Origin of the sequence: Parasphingorhabdus sp. (assembly GCF_036964675.1) — a bacterium.
Taxonomy (GTDB): Bacteria; Pseudomonadota; Alphaproteobacteria; order Sphingomonadales; family Sphingomonadaceae; genus Parasphingorhabdus.
Map to the genome: position 1 here is coordinate 1 of NZ_JBALTF010000032.1, position 15,389 is coordinate 15,389.

Consider the following 15,389-nt stretch of genomic DNA (forward strand, 5'->3'; position numbering starts at 1 on the left):
GATGCAAACGCTGCAGCTATCGATTGCCTATCTCGCGATCGCCACGTCGATCCATATCATCATCGTTCTGCTTGCGGGCCGGGCCCATGGCTGGCTCAGCACAGGTCCCTACACATTATTGGCGCGGCGGGCATTTGCAGTGATGCTGGCCGCCATCGCCTTGTGGTTTTTTGTCGGCACGTTCGGATAGGAAAAGCCGGGCCGATCGAAAACGCCGGAAGATGTTCCGGGAGTTTTAAGGCCGGGCGGGTGCCTTGCATCCCTTTTGCAGGCCGACGCCTTTCAGGAAGCCGCGCCGGACGGTGCCGGCATAGACAGCCTCATTATAACGCCGCCGCTCGGCATTGGCGCCGGTAACCTCGCCGATAATACCGCTGAACGGGATGATCGAGCCAATCGCGCTGCCCGCCACCCGGGCCGCGGTTGCTTCGCGCTTTTTGCCGAGGCTCTTGTTCACGCGTTCGTTGACATCCGGACCCAGAACATCATTGAGGTCCCTGACTTCCGCGATGATTGCGGCGCAGCCGCGCATACCGCTGAGCGAATAAGGCTCATCCTGAATATCTATCAGCTTCTGGGGTACTTCCTTGCCGTCAAACGGTTCGGTGACCTTGTTGCCCGCCGATTCCAGCGTGGAGTCCTCTTGTGCACCGGGTTGCGCGAGTGCAGCGGTCCCGACCATGAGAGCGAGCAATAAAGTGCCGCCCAAGCGTATCTTTTTCATCATATCAATCCTCTGAGCGCGCCGGTTATCGTAAACGAAGATTGTCCCGGTTCAATTGATCAACCGCGGTGATGCCCATCAGTTTCATATCACGTTCAATCTCGGCGTGCAGCAAAGAAAGGATTCGCTCAACTCCGGGCTGTCCGGCAGCAGCGAGGGCATAGAGATAGAGTCGCCCGCCCGAGCAGGCCTTGGCACCGACGCTGAGTGCCTTGAGCACATGGCTGCCGCGGGTGATGCCGCCATCGCAAATCACGTCGAGCTTGTCGCCGACCGCATCGCAAATCTCGGCGAGCTGGTCGAACGGCGCGCGGCTGCCATCCAGTTGCCGCCCGCCATGATTGGACACCATGATCGCGGTCGCACCGATATCGACCGCGCGCTTCGCATCAGCGACCGACATGATTCCTTTCAGGCAAAATTCGCCGCCCCAGTCCTTGGCAATCTCCTCGGCCATCGCCCAGTCGAGCGACTGGTCAAGCATGTTGGTGAAATAGTCGGCGACCGAATTGGGCACGCTGCTGCCTTCGGACACATGATCCTTCAGGTTGGACAGCTCGAACTTCTCGCGGAACATGTAGTTCAGGCCCCAGGCGGGTTTCGCCGCATAGCTCCAGAAGCTGGTCGGGGTGATCCGGGGCGGGCTGGTGAAGCCCGACCGCAGGCAGCGCTCCCGATTGCCACCGACAATCGTATCCACCGTGAGCGTCAGCGCATCGAATTTTGCCGCCTTGCAGCGCTCGACCATCGACCGGTTGAGATCCTTGTCCTTGTGAACGTAGAGCTGGAACATTTTTGGCGTGCTGATGCTCGAGCCAATTTCTTCGATGCTCACCGTGGCCAGCGAGGAAATGCCGAAAAAAGTTCCGAATTTCTCTGCCGCCCGGGCAACGGCGCGCTCGCCCTGCCAGTGGAACAGGCGCTGCAGGGCGGTGGGGGAGAGGAACAGCGGCATCGCCAGCTTCTGCCCCATCACCGTCGTGCTCATGTCGATATGCTCGACACCGGTCAGAACATTGGGCACCAGATCGCAGCGTTCATAGGCCTCTGTGTTGCGCCGCCTCGTCACCTCGTCATCTGCCGCGCCGTCGATATAGTCGAATATCGGAAAGGGCAGGCGTTTCCTGGCCAGCGCGCGGAAGTCGTTTACGTTGTGGCAATCCGAGATATTCATAATAGTCTTTCGGTTAGGCGTGGCTGCGCCTCTGCGTTTCGCAGCTTATCCAATGTTCAGGCATCGAGTCTAGACGAACGCGCGCGTCCCGCAAGCCACCTTGGTCGTGCGGGCAGGAGCGACGCTCTCTTGTTTATACTGCCCCTCTGGCAAAAGTATCGCACGCAGCCGGATCACCGGTCTGCAGGCCCTTGCGCAGCCAGGCCATGCGCTGCTGGGAACTGCCATGGGTGAACATGCTTTCGACCGGCCGCTGGCCAGCGCCGCGCATCAATGTGTCATCGCCGATGGCGTGGGCTGCGTTCAACCCTTCCTCGACATCGCCGGGTTCCATCCGGTCGGCATTTTGCGCCGCCCAGACTCCGGCGTAGCAATCCGCCTGCAATTCCATCCGGACCTGCAGCGCATTGCCTTCTGCCTTGCTCGCGGTGCGCTGGGCCTTGCTGACCTGGTCGGCGACACCGGCCAGATTCTGGATATGGTGGCCGACCTCATGCGCGATCACATAGGCCTGGGCAAAATCGCCCTTGGCGCCCAAGCGGGTCGACATTTCGCGAAAGAAACTGGTGTCGAGATAGACGCCCTGATCCGCCGGGCAATAGAAAGGCCCCATCGCCGCCTGCGCTGTGCCGCAGCCTGAATCTCCCGTCTGGTCATAAAAGGTGAGGGTGGCCGGGCGATAGCGTTCGCCCTGCTGCTCGAACAATTTCCCCCATGTCTGTTCGGTGGAAGCCAGCACCTGACAGGCGAAAAGTTCTTCCTGCGTATCACAGGCGACATTGGCGCCAGAACTCTGTGACTGGAATCCGCCAGCGCCGGTTCCGTCGGCCAGTTGCAGCCCGCCGCCGCTAAAATACATAAAGGCGAGCACAGCCCCGCCAACCAGCAAGATCGTTCCGCAACCCAGTTTCCGGCCCAGCAACATCGGCAGAAAACTGAGCAACAGGCCAAGACCGCCACCACCACCGCCGCCAAAGCCCCGACCGCCACCGCGGCCCTGATCACGAACATTCTTGCTGGGGTCCAGATCGTCCAGGCGCATATTTGTCTCCTCGTCGATTCGCAATTCGCCTGATTCATGAAAAAGCGCAAGTAGCGCTGATTTCTTTTACAAAAGCATTGCAGTCCGGTGCGACAGTTTTAAGGTTGCGGCAAAGGAGAATATGCATGTTTCTAAAGGGCAAGACGGCGCTGATTACGGGTAGCACATCGGGTATTGGCGGCGGTTACGCGAAAGCGCTGGCGGCGGAAGGCGCGGCGGTGATGATCAACGGCTTCGGCGATGCGGGCGAGATTGAAGCGCTGCGCCAGGAACTGGAATCGCTGAGCGGTGCCAAGGCGGCCTATAGCAATGCCGACATGACCAAGCCGGAAGAAATCCGGCAAATGTGCAGCGATTGCGCCGAACAATTGGGCGCGGTCGACATATTGATCAACAATGCCGGTATCCAGTTTGTCGCCCCGGTCGATGAATTTCCCGAGGATAAATGGAACGCGGTGATGGATATCATCATGAACAGCGCCTTCCACACCACCAAGGCGGTATTGCCGGGGATGAAGGAAAAGGGCTGGGGCCGGATCATCAACACCGGTTCGATGCACAGCAAGGTCGCAAGTCCTTATAAGTCGGCCTATAATGCGGCGAAGCACGGGCTTGACGGGTTTGGCAAGACCGTCGCTCTGGAAGTGGCGACGCAAGGGATCACGGTCAACACCATCTCGCCAGGCTATACCTGGACGCCGCTGGTCGAGGGACAGATACCCAATACCATGGAAGTGCGGGGACTGACCCGTGACCAGGTGATCAATGACGTGCTGCTGGCGCCTCAGCCGACCAAGGAATTCGTCCAGATCGAGCAGATCGCCGCGCTGGCGATTTTCCTGTGCAAGGATGAGGCGCGGTCGATTACCGGCGCGAATATCTCGATCGACGGGGGCTGGACGGCGCAGTGATCTGCGGCTGCTATTTTGCAGGAGCGCGGGCGACGGGATGACAGTGCCAGCGGCAAAATGAAATTTTGCGACTGACAAGCGTCGCTGATCGGATTAGTCAGGGACACAAAGCAATAGTGGGGATGATGATGCGGAAATTTATGAAATTGACTTTGCTGGCGGCGGCGTCGGTCCTGGCGGTCTCTCCGGCGCAGGCAGACGGCCTGAACGACGCGATCGCGGCCGACATGCCTTCGCTGATGGCCATCTACCGCGATCTGCACAGCAATCCCGAACTGAGCGGTGAGGAAGTCCGCACTGCCGCCAAGCTCGCCGCCGAAGCCCGGCGTCTCGGTTTCACCGTGACCGAAAAAGTCGGCGGTACCGGCGTGGTGGCGGTTATGAAAAATGGCGAGGGACCAACGGTCATGCTGCGCGCTGATATGGACGGCTTGCCGCTCGAGGAAAAAACCGGGCTGCCCTTTGCCTCAAAGGTGCAGGCAAAGACCCGCCAGGGCAATGATACCTATGTCATGCACGCCTGCGGTCACGATACCCATATGACCGGTTGGGTGGCCACGGCCCGGCAACTGGCGGCGCGCAAGGCTGAATGGTCCGGGACTCTGGTGATGATCCTGCAACCGGCCGAGGAAACCGGCGAGGGCGCTCTGGCGATGCTCGAAGACGGACTTTATACCCGCTTTCCGAAGCCTGACTATGCGCTGGCCTTTCATGATGCCGCCGGCGCACCGGCGGGATATATCGGATATACGCCGGGCTTCGCTCTGGCCAATGTCGATAGCGTCGATATCCAGGTGAAGGGCGTTGGCGGCCATGGGGCCTATCCGCACACGACCAAAGACCCGGTCGTGCTGGCCAGCCGCATTGTCGGCGCCTTGCAGACGCTGGTAAGCCGGGAAATTGATCCGCAGGATCCAGCGGTCGTCACCGTCGGCAGTTTTCAGGCGGGGTCCAAGCATAATATCATTTCCGACGAAGCGCTGCTGCTGATCACCGTGCGCAGCTATGGCGATGAAACGCGGGCCAAGCTGCTCGACGGGATCAAGCGGATCGCGCGCGGCGAGGCGATTGCCGCCGGCATGCCGGAGGACCATATGCCGGTCGTAACGGTGCGCGATGCGGAATATACCCCAGCCACCTATAATAGTCCGGAATTCACGCTGGAAATGGCGAAGCTGTTTGAAGCGCGTTTTGGCAAGGACCGCGTCGTGCAGTCGAAACCGGTGATGGGCGGTGAGGATTTCAGCCGCTTTCGCCGCGCCGATGAAAATATCAACAGCATGATTTTCTGGGTCGGCGGTGTGCCGATGGCGGAATATCAGGCGTCTTTGACCGAAGGCACGAAGCTGCCGTCGCTGCACAGTTCGTCCTGGGCGCCCGATGCAGAAAAAGTGATCATGACCGGTGCCGAGGCGCTGACCGCGGCGACCTTGCAGATCATGAAGAAATAAATGGGTTGGCGGGGTTTGCTGTTTGCGTCGCTGGCCTTGCCGGGAACGGCAATGGCCGGGCCGCAGGCTTCCGAAACGGGCCCGTCCTATTTCGAGGGGCGCTGGACGTTTCTCGATGAAAACTGCAAGGCTCCAACCAACTGGACGATGATGTCCGGCGGGAATTTTGTCTCCGAGGATCTGATCGGCAACTGGACCTGGGAGGAGGGCGAGCTGGTGTTGAGGCTCGACGATCTTGCCATTGACGAGGATACCGGCGAGGCGGGCGGGCGTTTTCGGATGGATGGGCCGGTGACGATCGTCGATCAGGACCGATTTGTTTTCACCATCGCGCCCGACGTCTATCAGCTGCAGCGTTGCCCCTGATGAATGATCGTTATTGCGAATAAGTCGCAATATATTGATCGATTATTCCGATCATCAAAGATCAAAAAATTCGATGGAGTGCGATCCCGCGCGAGGGTAACCTGACGGCAATCCGATTCTCAAAGTCGGTAGACAGTTCATTCACGCCAATAGGAGAAGACTATGGGACTTGCTGGAAGCAAAACCGAACAAAATCTGAAGGACGCATTTGCCGGGGAAAGCCAGGCCAACCGTCGTTATCTTTATTTCGCTCAGAAAGCCGACATTGAAGGCTATAATGATGTTGCGGCCGTGTTCCGGTCGACGGCAGAAGGTGAAACCGGCCACGCCCATGGTCATCTCGAATTTCTCGAAGAAGTTGGCGATCCGGCAACCGGCGAACCGATCGGACCGACCGCTGACAATCTGAAATCGGCAATTGCGGGCGAAACCCACGAATATACCGATATGTATCCGGGCATGGCGAAATCTGCCCGCGAAGAAGGCTTTGACGAAATTGCCGACTGGTTCGAAACGCTTGCAAAAGCGGAAAAGAGCCACGCTGGCAAATTCCAGAAAACCCTGGAATCGATGGACGCTTAATAGTTTTCATCCAACGGATTGTGTCGTCGCCACCTCCCTCCTCCCAAAGGGCGGCGGCACGATCCGTTCACTTGTAGTTTCCGCCCCAGGGCGACAGGGAGCATAGCATGACAGAAGGCAGTTTGGGCGCGCCGACGCGGCATCCGATAGCGTGGCAGGAGGAATCCTACTATGATGAGGAAGCGCTGGATCAGGAACTGCGCCGCGTCTTTGACATTTGCCATGGTTGCCGCCGTTGCTTCAACCTGTGCGACAGCTTTCCGCAACTGTTCGACATGATCGACGAAAGTCCCAATGAGGAAGTCGACGATCTGAGCGCTGGTGATATCAAGAATGTCGTCGATGCCTGCACGTTGTGTGACATGTGCTTCATGGTCAAATGCCCCTATGTGCCGCCGCATGAATTTGATCTCGATTTCCCGCATCTGATGCTGCGCCACCGGGCGGTCGAGAACCGCAAGGGCAAGACCGGATTTGTCGACAAGCAGCTTGCCGAAATGGATCGCAATGCCGTGCTGGCGGGCACGGTCTCCGGCCTTACCAATTGGGCGACAAAGCAGGACAACGGTCTGACGCGCGGCTTGTTGCAGAGTGTCGCCGGTATCGACAAGCGCGCCCATCTGCCGAAATTTGAAGATGTGCCGCTGACCTATCAACATGTCGGCCACGGTCCGGTTGCCAATAGCGATGCACCGGCTTTCGGTCGCAAGGCGGCGATCTACGCAACCTGTTATGGCAATTTCAACGACCAGACCGCGGGCAAGGCAGCGCTCGCCGTGCTTTCCCATAACGGCGTCCAGACCCGGGTCGAATATCCGGCCTGCTGCGGCATGCCGAAACTGGAAAATGGCGATCTGCCAGCGGTGGCATCGTCGGCAGAAGAAGTCGCGGCCTATTTCGAGCCGATCATCGACCAAGGCTATGACATTGTCGCGCTGACCCCAAGCTGTGCGTTGATGATGAAATTCGAATGGCCGCTGATCCTGCCGGACAATGAGGCGGTGAAAAAACTGGCCAAGGCCACGCGCGATCTCAGCGAATATGTCGTCGAGATTGCCAAGGACAAGGGCTTGATGGAAATAGCGCCGATGAATGCCAGGATCGGCATTCACTTTGCCTGCCACAGCCGCGCCCAGAATATGGGGCCAAAGGCGATGGAAATGCTGAAGCTGATTCCGGAAACGACGGCGACTATTACCGAACGCTGTTCCGGCCACGGCGGCAAATGGGGAATTTTCAAGGAAAATTTCGACAAGGCGGTCAAGGTCGGTCGCCCGGCTGCCCGCGCGGTCGCGAAAGGCGCTCCCGACTATATGGTCAGCGAATGCCCGCTGGCCGGACCGCATCTGAAACAGATCATGGAAAGCGGTGGTCAGGCAGATGTACCCGAGCGGATCGGACACCCGATCGAACTGCTGGCCAAGGCCTACGGATTTTGATGGCGAACCAGATTTAGACAGCTGCTTTCGCCGGAAGTACGAACCATATTTTGAGGATCAACAATGCCCCGCGATACACATGAAATCACCAGAGATGATATTATCTCGCTTCAGGACTATGAGTCGATCCGCACGGAAAAGCGGCAGGAATCTATCCTGCGCAAGAAGTTCCGGCGGATTGCTATCGGTCCCTATGCGACGATCCAGTTTGAAAGCTGGGAAAGCATGTGGCTGCAAATCCAGGAAATGCTCCGCATTGAAAAAGGGGGCGACGAGCAGCTGACCGATGAACTGGCCGCCTATAATCCGATGGTGCCGAACGGATCGGAATTTACCGGTACGTTGATGTTTGAAATTGATGAGGAAGAGCGCCGCACCGCCTTTCTGAAGACGCTGGGCGGCGTTGACCGGCATATCCACCTGATCATTGGTGATCAGAAAGTAACGGCCGAGCCGGAGCAGGATATCGACCGCACCCGCGCGGATGGCAAGGCCAGTGCGGTGCAATTTGTCCATTTCCCGCTGACCAGCGAACAGGCGGCGATCTGGAAGAGCATGGACGGGCAGGTGATGGTCCAGATTGACCATCCCAATTATGGCCATGCCGCGATCATCAGCGACGAATGCCGCCGCGATATGGCCCGGGATCTGGACTAGTTGTCCGGCGAGTGTCTGGGTTTTGATTCAAGCGGATTTTCGATACTGCCCGGCGCGCCTGGTCGAGGATTGTTTGCAGCGGGCTGATTTCCGCCGCTGACATAAGATCGGCTCTTTGACCCGCTATCGGTTGCTGGTACCAGGCGATTGGCACTGGAATCTTCGTCCCCGGACTCTTCATCACCCGCGCTGTCGGTAACCGTCATCGGTTCTCCGAAGACAAAAGTGTCGTCGTCTGCTGCCTCATCCTCATCATAGTCCCAGCTGACATCTGATGTCTGGACAGCAGGTTCGACCGTTTCCTGCACCTGTTCCTTGACCGGTTCCACTTTGGACGGCTCGTCCGACGGCGTGAAGATATAGATCAGCAGCCCGGTGGACGCGACAAACAGGATCGATTCTTTGAGCATAGCGGAGCACCAGTTTCTTTCAAATTCCCGACCGGAAATAGACTGGTGCGGTTAAGAAATATTTACCCTCTGGAACCCGGCCAGGAACCGATGGTTCGCCGATATCATTCGATTGGGTGTTTGTCGGTTGGCCCGCATCTTGTTAACAAACTCAATTCGACTTGAATTTCTGTAAATAAATTTACATAGCTGCCGCATGACCAATCAGAAACTTTTTGCCGGTGCGGCGATCAAACGGCTTCGCCGCAGCGCCGCGATGACTCAGGTCGCTCTGGCTGAGGCGCTGGATATTTCGCCGAGCTATCTCAATCTTATCGAACGCAACCAGCGGCCGTTGAGCGCCCGTTTGATGCTGCTGCTGGCGGAAAGGTTCGACTTTGATCCGAGGCAATTGATCGCGGCAGAACCCGGTGGCGGAATCGATGCCATCCGGCAGCGACTGGCCGACCCGATGTTTGAAGACCTGTCCATCGATCGCTCGGAACTGGAAGAATGGCTGATCGCGTCGCCCAATACGGCGGAAGCTTTTGTACGCCTTTTTGACAATAGCAAGACAGGTGGTGAAACAGGGGAAAGCAGCGCGCCCGATCCGATTCAGGCGGTTCGCCGGGAAATCGAGCGCTGGCGCAACCATTTTGCTGATCTCGATAGCATGGCCGAGCAACTTGCCGATGAACTGCGGCTTGGTGCCGGCGATCTCTATGGTGCGATAACGGAAAGGCTCCGGGTCAAACACCAGTTGATGATCCGGATTCTGCCGGAAACCGTGCTGTCCGACAAGCTGCGCCGGCTTGATCTCCACGCCCGGCAGCTGCAGCTTTCGGAAATGCTCGATCCGGCTTCTCGCACGTTCCAGGCGGCGCTGCTGCTTGGCCAGATCGAGGCGAAGGGAGAAATTGATGCGCTGGCATCGGGCGGGAATTTTACCGACCGTGCCGCCGAAAAATTGTTCCGCCGCCACTTGTCCGGCTATTTTGCCGCCGCATTGATGATGCCATATGAGCGGTTTTTGAAAGCGTGTGAGCAGAGCGGCTATCGTATCCAGCTGCTCCAGCGCCGTTTCGGTGCCGGTTTTGAGCAGGTTGCCCATCGGTTGACCACTTTGCAGCGAGTCGGATCGCGGGGCTTGCCGTTTTTCATGGTTCGAATCGATCGCTCCGGCATGATCTCCAAACGCTATGCCGGCGCCAGCAATGCCCCGCTGGTGGAAAGCGCTCATCGCTGTCCGCTTTGGGATATTCACCGCGTGTTCGAACAGCCGGCAGAAATCCGCTCGCAGCTGGTGGCTCTGGAAGATGGTTCGATATGGTTCACCCTGTCTCGTGCGGTACAGGGTATCGGCTCCGGTGCGGGCGGATATACGCCGGCCTTTGCCATCGGTCTGGGCGTTTCCGCTGATGTTGCGTCGACGCTGCATTATGCGCGCGGAAAAGATCTGAGCATCGAGCATGCGGATGCCATCGGACTGGGCTGTTCGGCCTGTACCCGGCCACAATGTTCGCAGCGGTCCGCGCCACCGCGCAGCCGGGCCCTCAAATTTGACGAACGCGAACGCGGATTGACGCCATTTGATTTCGTCAACGACTAGGCTCGGGGCCCGGATCGGAGCGTGAATCCGCTGTGTCATATTGGGTAAAACTGTCGGCATATTGAACAATTTTGACGAAATCGCGGGATTTCGCAGAAATTGATTTGTAAAATTTACCGACAGATAACCAATTTTCCTTATGGGCGATACGAACCGAGGAAAGACCGCGTGCGATATGATCCGATTGTTCAAACATTATATTCCTTATCCGGTTATTTTTCTGGGTTTGATCGATTTTCTGCTGTTGCTGATGGCGGCGGAAGCCGGCTGGATATTGCGTGCGACCCAGATTGACATGGCGGTCGGGTCAATCTTTGACCGGCCAGCACCGATTTTCAGTTTTGCCTTCGCCCTCCAGCTGGCGCTGATCGCGGTAGGCGTTTACGGACCCGAAGCCTTGCAATCCCTGCGTTTCGCCGCTGCCCGGATCATGGTTGCGATTTCTCTGGGGGTGATTTTTCTGTCGTTGCTGGCATTCGCGATGCCCGGCATCACGCTCTGGCGCTCGAATTCGCTCTACGCCATGCTATTGGCAATCCTGTTCCTGATGGTGATCCGCATTTTGCTCGGGACCATGCTCGACAGCGATATCTTCAAGCGCAGGCTGCTGATCCTCGGTGCCGGTCCGCGCGCCGGGCGTATCGCCGTGCTCGAAAAGCGGCAGGAAAGCGGCTTCATCATCGCCGGTTATGTCGACATGAATGAAGGCCCCAGCCAGATCGCCGGTGCGGTGCGACGGCAGGATATCGCCAATCTACCGCAACATGTGATCGATCTGGAAGTCAGTGAGGTGGTGCTGGCGCTCGAGGAGCGGCGCAATTCGCTTCCGGTTGCCGATCTGCTGACGATCAAGACGACCGGCGTTCATGTCAATGACCTGTCGAGCTTTCTGGAGCGCGAAACCGGGCGCGTTGATCTCGATAGCGTGAACCCGAGCTGGTTCATTTTCTCGGACGGCTTTTCCTCCGGGCGCCGGCTGTCCACCGTATTCAAACGGGGTTTCGACATATTCCTGAGTTTCCTGTTGCTCCTGCTCACTGGACCGGTGATTCTGCTGTTTGCACTGCTGGTGAGGCTGGAAAGCCGCGGCGGTTCCTTTTTCAAGCAGGAACGAGTCGGGCTTTATGGTCAGAAATTCAAAATCCTCAAACTTCGTTCCATGCGTGCTGACGCCGAGGCTGGCGGCAAGGCGATCTGGGCGAGCGAGAATGATCCGCGGATCACCCGCATCGGCCGCTTCATTCGCAAGGTCCGCATCGATGAACTGCCCCAGGCCTGGAGCGTATTGAAAGGCGAAATGAGTTTCGTCGGACCTCGTCCCGAACGGCCGGAATTTGTCGACGATCTGCAAACCCAAATGCCTTTTTATGCCGAGAGACATATCGTCAAACCGGGTATCACCGGCTGGGCACAGATCAATTATCCCTATGGGGCGTCGATCGAAGACTCCCGGCACAAGCTGGAATATGATCTCTATTATGCCAAAAATTATACGCCCTTCCTGGATCTGCTGATCATCTTGCAGACCATTCGCGTGGTATTGTGGCCAGAGGGAGCGCGCTGAGATGGTGACGCTTCTCGATTATATCAGCCTGTTCGGGCACGGCATTGCGGCGGCCCTGTTTGGCGCGCTGGCGATCTGGCAATATCAGCGCACGGCCGATCGCAATGACAAGCATATCTGGCTGATCATTGCGATCGCGCTGACCAGTTTCTGGGCGCTTTCTATTGCGGTCGAGGGCTATTTTTCGCCAATTTCCCGATTTGCCGAAACGTTGCGCAATTTTGGCTGGCTGGCCTTCATGTTCATCCTGCTGCGGGCCGGGGAAGGGCGCGATGAACCGAAGACGGTCAATACCATCTATGTCGCACTGACCTTTGTCCTGGTCGGCCAGATGCTGGTCGATTCCCTGCTTCCTGCTTTTGCCGGAAGCCCGCGTCTCGAAGGGGTTACCCTATATACCTCGCTGGTGCTGCGGATGATCTTTGCCGTGGGTGCGCTGGTGCTGGTCCACAATCTCTATTCGATTACCGCACCGGAAACCCGTTGGGGGATCCGGCTGCCGATGGCCTCGCTGGCCGCGATCTGGACCTTTGACCTCAACCTGTACACGATCACCTATCTGACCCAGCAGACTCCGGTGGAATTATACGCCATGCGCGGGCCGATGATGGCGGTTATTGCGCCGATATTGGCGCTGGCATCGATACGCAATACCGAATGGAACCTTAAGCTTTCGCGCAGCGTTGCCTTTCGTTCGCTGTCGCTTGTGGCGATCGGCAGCTATCTGCTGATGATGGTCGTGATTGCGACGGCGCTGCAAATCATTGGTGGTGACTATGCGCGCCTTGCCCAGATCAGCTTTCTGTTCGGCGCGACCATTGGTGCCTTGCTGCTGCTGCCATCGGGCCGGTTCCGCGCCTGGTTCAAGGTCAAGCTGGCCAAGAATTTTTTCCAGCACCGCTATGATTATCGGTCGGAATGGATCCGCTTCACCAATACTATTGGCCGCCCGGGTGCGGACAGCGCGCCCTTTCACGAACGGGTGATAAAGGCGATCGCGGATATCACCGATTCACCAGCCGGCCTTTTGCTGGTGCCGGACGATGCCGGCCAGCTGGTGCTGCAATCGCGATGGAACTGGTCCTCGGTCGAGGTCCCGGCACGCGCGTGCATGGCCCGGACGTCGGCATTTTTTGAAGACACCAGTCATATTGTCGAATTTGACACGCTGCGTGCCGGTCAGGATGACAAGTGCGACGCGGCCGTGATCCCGGACTGGATGAACCAGGATGAGCGGATATGGGTGGCGGTTCCGCTGGTCCATTTCGACCGCCTTGCCGGATTGATGCTGTTGGCGCGACCACGGGTCAACCGCAAGCTGGACTGGGAAGATCTTGATATGCTCCGTGTTGTCGGCCGTCAGGTTGCCAGTTATCTGGCCGAGTATCGCAGTCAGGAATCTTTGTCCGAAGTGCAAAGATTTGACGAGTTCAACCGCCGGATGGCGTTCATCATGCATGACATTAAAAATCTTGTCAGCCAGCTCAGCCTGCTTGCCCGCAATGCCAAGCGCCATGCTGATAATCCCGAATTCCAGGTCGACATGATTGATACATTGCAGGATTCAGCCGACAAGATGAATGGCCTGCTCGAGCGACTGTCGCAGCATAACAAGTCCAATCCGGAAGAACCGAAGTCGGTAAAAGTCGGCGAACTGATCCAGTCCACGATCGAGAAAAAACGCCTTCTGCACAAATTGGAAAGCAATCAGGTCGAGGATCTGACGGTTTTTGCCGATCCCGCCCGAGTGGATCAGATATTGGGCCATTTGATCCAGAATGCGATCGACGCCAGCACGGAAGAACAGCCGATAACCATCAACGCCCATCGCCGGGACCTGAGCGTAGCCATTGAAGTGTGCGATCGGGGAACGGGCATGTCGAACGAGTTTATCCGCAGCCAGCTTTTCAAGCCGTTTGTCTCCAGCAAACAGGGTGGATTTGGCATCGGCGCCTATGAAGCCCGCGAACTGGCGCAAGCGATGAAAGGGCGTCTGGAAGTCGAGAGCGTGGAAGGAGTCGGCAGCCGGTTCACGCTGATCCTGCCGCTCGCCAAACATTTACCGGAAGAAATTTCAGCAGACGAAAGGGCCGCATGATGCCGGACAAGAACCAACCAAGAAAAGAAAAGCTGCTGATCGTTGAAGATGATCCGGGTCTGCAAAAACAACTCAAATGGGCCTATGATGATTTTGAGGTCATCATCGCCGGAGACCGGGAATCGGCGATTGAAATGCTGCGTGCGGAAGAGCCGGATGTGGTGACGCTGGACCTTGGCCTGCCACCGGATCCCGATGGCACCACCGAAGGCTTCGCGACCATGGATGCGATATTGAGCCTGAAACCCGACACCAAGGTCATCGTTGCTTCTGGTCATGGCGAAAAAGCCAGTGCCTTGCGCGCGATTTCCGGCGGTGCCTGGGACTTTTACCAGAAGCCGTTGGATATCGACGAACTGGGCCTGATTGTCCGCCGCGCCTTTCATGTGCACAAGCTGGAACAGGAAAATGCCAGTCTTGCCGCAAGGGGCAATGGCGAGCGATATATATTGGGCCAGATCATCACCGGTGCTCCGGAAATGCTGAAAGTGGCGCAGATGGTTGAGCGCGTCGCCAACACCAATGCTTCGGTGATGCTGCTCGGGGCGAGCGGGACCGGCAAGGAATTGCTCGCCAAGGGCCTGCATGATTCGAGCGACCGGCGCGACAAGGCATTCGTTGCCATCAATTGCGCGGCCATTCCCGAAAATCTGCTCGAGTCCGAATTGTTCGGCCATGAAAAAGGGGCGTTTACCGGCGCGATCAAGATGACCGAAGGAAAGATCGAGCAAGCCGATGGCGGCACGCTTTTTCTGGATGAAGTCGGCGATATCCCGCTGCCTTTGCAGGTGAAACTGCTGCGCTTTCTTCAGGAGCGCATGATTGAGCGGATCGGAGGCCGCAAAGCGATTGCCGTCGACACGCGGATCGTCTGCGCGACGCATCAGAATCTCGACCAGATGATCAAGGACAATGCGTTCCGCGAAGATCTCTATTATCGTTTGGCCGAGATCGTGATCAAAATCCCGCCCCTGTCCGGTCGTTCCGGCGATGCCAGTCTGCTTGCCCGGCATTTTCAGAAAAAATTTGCCGAAGAAATCAATCCGGCGGTGAAGGGACTGGCTCCCGATGCGCTGGCGGCACTCGAAGCCTGGCACTGGCCCGGCAATGTCCGCGAGCTGGAAAACCGGATCAAGCGCGCCGTGATCATGGCCGATGGCAAGATGATCTGCGCGAAAGATCTCGATCTGGAAGTGGATGAAAATGAGGCAATGGACCTGCTGAACCTGAAAGCGGCGCGCGAAGCGGCCGACCGTTCGGCGATCCTGCGCGCCATTTCCCAGACCAGCGGCAATATTTCCAATGCAGCCAAATTGCTCGGGATCAGCCGCCCGACGCTCTATGATCTGCTCAAGCAATATAAGTTGCAGCAAGCCAGCTGAA

Annotated in this window: 14 protein-coding genes and 1 pseudogene; 11 read left to right on the forward strand and 4 right to left on the reverse strand. The window is 57.6% G+C overall.

Features of this window, described 5'->3' with window-relative positions; translation table 11 throughout:
* A pseudogene (locus V7665_RS07370) lies at positions 1-190 on the forward strand (hypothetical protein); the annotation flags it as partial.
* 45 nt (positions 191-235) lie between these two features.
* Here V7665_RS07370 and V7665_RS07375 read toward each other — a convergent pair.
* From V7665_RS07375 to ypfJ, 3 genes are all read right to left on the reverse strand, one after another.
* Complete coding sequence (locus tag V7665_RS07375) at positions 236-724, reverse strand: hypothetical protein (RefSeq protein ID WP_335663891.1); 489 nt, start codon at positions 722-724, stop codon at positions 236-238.
* A 25-nt stretch (positions 725-749) separates the two neighbouring features.
* A complete protein-coding gene (locus V7665_RS07380; protein WP_335663892.1) occupies positions 750-1,898 on the reverse strand; it encodes an alpha-hydroxy acid oxidase in 1,149 nt (382 codons plus the stop codon).
* Positions 1,899-2,031: 133 nt separating this feature from the next.
* A complete protein-coding gene (gene ypfJ, locus V7665_RS07385; RefSeq protein WP_335663893.1) occupies positions 2,032-2,940 on the reverse strand; it encodes a KPN_02809 family neutral zinc metallopeptidase in 909 nt (302 codons plus the stop codon).
* 125 nt (positions 2,941-3,065) lie between these two features.
* Between ypfJ and V7665_RS07390 the strand changes: the two genes are divergently transcribed.
* The 6 genes from V7665_RS07390 to V7665_RS07415 all read left to right on the forward strand — a co-directional run bounded on the left by V7665_RS07390 (position 3,066) and on the right by V7665_RS07415 (position 8,346).
* Positions 3,066-3,851: a 3-hydroxybutyrate dehydrogenase gene (locus V7665_RS07390; protein ID WP_335663894.1), complete on the forward strand. Its 786-nt coding sequence runs from the start codon at positions 3,066-3,068 to the stop codon at positions 3,849-3,851.
* A gap of 140 nt (positions 3,852-3,991) precedes the next feature.
* A complete protein-coding gene (locus V7665_RS07395) occupies positions 3,992-5,302 on the forward strand; it encodes an amidohydrolase (protein ID WP_442955192.1) in 1,311 nt (436 codons plus the stop codon).
* Positions 5,303-5,668 carry a hypothetical protein gene (locus V7665_RS07400; RefSeq protein WP_335663895.1) on the forward strand — a complete coding sequence of 122 codons (366 nt, stop codon included), beginning with the start codon at positions 5,303-5,305 and terminating at the stop codon, positions 5,666-5,668.
* A gap of 162 nt (positions 5,669-5,830) precedes the next feature.
* Positions 5,831-6,250, forward strand: a complete 420-nt coding sequence (locus V7665_RS07405; protein ID WP_335663896.1) for a rubrerythrin family protein — start codon at positions 5,831-5,833, stop codon at positions 6,248-6,250.
* 107 nt (positions 6,251-6,357) lie between these two features.
* Entirely contained in the window at positions 6,358-7,689 is a 1,332-nt protein-coding gene (locus V7665_RS07410; RefSeq protein ID WP_335663897.1) for a (Fe-S)-binding protein, read from the forward strand.
* A gap of 63 nt (positions 7,690-7,752) precedes the next feature.
* Complete coding sequence (locus V7665_RS07415; RefSeq protein ID WP_335663898.1) at positions 7,753-8,346, forward strand: DUF3501 family protein; 594 nt, start codon at positions 7,753-7,755, stop codon at positions 8,344-8,346.
* Here the strand turns inward: V7665_RS07415 and V7665_RS07420 are convergent.
* On the reverse strand, positions 8,343-8,756 hold the full coding sequence (locus V7665_RS07420; RefSeq protein ID WP_335663899.1) for a hypothetical protein: 414 nt from the start codon (positions 8,754-8,756) through the stop codon (positions 8,343-8,345). The genes V7665_RS07415 and V7665_RS07420 overlap by 4 nt on opposite strands.
* Positions 8,757-8,952: 196 nt before the next feature.
* Between V7665_RS07420 and V7665_RS07425 the strand changes: the two genes are divergently transcribed.
* The 4 genes from V7665_RS07425 to prsR all read left to right on the forward strand — a co-directional run bounded on the left by V7665_RS07425 (position 8,953) and on the right by prsR (position 15,388).
* The gene (locus V7665_RS07425) at positions 8,953-10,344 is read left to right on the forward strand and encodes a helix-turn-helix domain-containing protein (protein ID WP_335663900.1); all 1,392 of its coding nucleotides are present in this window, start codon (positions 8,953-8,955) and stop codon (positions 10,342-10,344) included.
* A gap of 175 nt (positions 10,345-10,519) precedes the next feature.
* Positions 10,520-11,908 carry a TIGR03013 family XrtA/PEP-CTERM system glycosyltransferase gene (locus tag V7665_RS07430; RefSeq protein ID WP_335663901.1) on the forward strand — a complete coding sequence of 463 codons (1,389 nt, stop codon included), beginning with the start codon at positions 10,520-10,522 and terminating at the stop codon, positions 11,906-11,908.
* 1 nt (position 11,909) lies between these two features.
* Positions 11,910-14,006, forward strand: a complete 2,097-nt coding sequence (gene prsK / locus V7665_RS07435; protein WP_335663902.1) for an XrtA/PEP-CTERM system histidine kinase PrsK — start codon at positions 11,910-11,912, stop codon at positions 14,004-14,006.
* Entirely contained in the window at positions 14,003-15,388 is a 1,386-nt protein-coding gene (gene prsR, locus V7665_RS07440) for a PEP-CTERM-box response regulator transcription factor (protein ID WP_335663903.1), read from the forward strand. The genes prsK and prsR overlap by 4 nt, the downstream gene beginning before the upstream one ends.
* The last annotated feature ends 1 nt before the right edge of the window (position 15,389 follow it).